2 protein-coding genes are annotated in these 1,582 nt (G+C 52.8%); both read left to right on the top strand.

The window, feature by feature from the left end; translation table 11 throughout:
* The coding region (locus tag N3G78_10980) for a deoxyhypusine synthase family protein (protein MCX8118442.1) at positions 1-525 on the top strand (525 nt) is incomplete at its 5' end.
* A 262-nt stretch (positions 526-787) separates the two neighbouring features.
* The gene (locus N3G78_10975) at positions 788-1,492 is read left to right on the top strand and encodes a class I SAM-dependent methyltransferase (GenBank protein MCX8118441.1); all 705 of its coding nucleotides are present in this window, start codon (positions 788-790) and stop codon (positions 1,490-1,492) included.
* Positions 1,493-1,582 lie beyond the last annotated feature (90 nt).

The following is a 1,582-nucleotide window of genomic DNA, read 5'->3' as shown; positions in this document are numbered from 1 at the left end:
TACAGACTGATCCGTAGCGGGCGCCTTGAACCGGAATATCAGATTGACCCGAAGGAAAGCTGGCTGGTCGCCGCCTGTGAGAAAGATTTACCCCTCTTTGTCCCGGGCTGGGAAGATAGCACCATGGGTAATATCTATGCGGCCCATTGTCTGCGGGGAAACATAAAAAATGTCCACACGGTTCGAACCGGGATGGAGTATATGCTGGAGCTTTTGGATTGGTATCCCAAAACGAGCCAACAGCATCCCTTGGGTCTATTACAAATCGGCGGAGGGATTGCCGGCGATTTTCTGATCTCCGTCGTCCCCCTTTTGAGACAGGAGCTGGGGAGAAAAGATGTCCCTCTCTGGGCCTATTTCTGCCAGGTGAGCGATTCGATCACGAGTTATGGGTCTTATTCTGGCGCCGTCCCCAATGAAAAGATCACCTGGGAAAAGGTGGGGGTTGAGACCCCCAAATTCATCATCGAGTCGGACGCCACCATCGTCGTCCCTCTGATTTTTGCCTTTGTCCTGGGGGCGTGAGACCGCTTGACAAGCGGTATCGGATTCCTTATATAGGAGAGGGCCGGAGAGCCGAAAGGAGAGCTCACCTGAAGGTGAAGAGGCCCGGCCCTCTGGCCTTTCACGAAATCGAAACCACGGAGGTTTTAAGTTTCGCCGAAGCGAACGCCTCCGTGGTTTTTTCTTAAGGGAGATTTCCAACCCTTATCCTGTCTTTCTTTCAATCCCGTCAAGAAGTCGGTCTGCTCTTTCCCGAAGGAAGAGAAAAAACGAAGGGATCTGGATGGTGGCAGCAGCAGGCCATCGTATCGACACAGTAGCGTTCTGGGACCAGTATGCCAAGTGGTACAAACTCTGGATCGAGCATACCCATTATCATGAGAAGATCCTGGGGGTGCTCCTGGCCATGGCCCGTCCCGGCTGGAAGGTCCTGGACATCGGTGCGGGCAACGGGATCTTATCCCTTCCCCTCCATGTACGGGGCTGTGAAGTGATCGCCCTCGAACCATCAAGCGGCATGAGAAACCTCTTGAGCGAGAAGATGGTCGAAAAGAAAGTCGACGCCCTTCCTGTGGACGGCAGGGTCTGGGAGGAGATTTCCTGTCACGACTATGGGGATTACGATCTCTTCATCGCCTGCAATACCCTGCACGTGACAGGGATCGGTTTTGGAGAGGCCCTAGCAAAGACCTTTCGATTGCGGCCGAAAAACATCTTTCTCGTCGTGGAACCCAACGACTCTTATCCTTCGGTAAGGACATCTTTCGGGGAGTATTCGCTTCTCTTCAGAACCTTCTATGAAACGGACAACTCCTATGCCTATCACCACTTCCAAGAGGTCGTCGAACACTGGACGTTTATGAAAGGTCGCTCCCCGGAACCTCAAGAGATGGAGGAATTACAAAAGAGGATCGTCCTTCGGGATGGTCACCTTTGGCTCAGGGATCGGGCGCGCATCATGATGTGCTGGTGGAAGCGGAACCGGTGACCCTCCTTCCCATTTTGGACAAAAAGACACGGAAGCCGAAAAGGACGGATCTCTCCTGAAGGAGATAAAAAGAGATCACGTTGAAAAAAA

Source organism: Thermodesulfobacteriota bacterium (assembly GCA_026415035.1).
Lineage (GTDB): Bacteria > Desulfobacterota > BSN033 > BSN033 > UBA1163 > RBG-16-49-23.
This window is presented reverse-complemented; position numbering and strand designations above follow the sequence as displayed.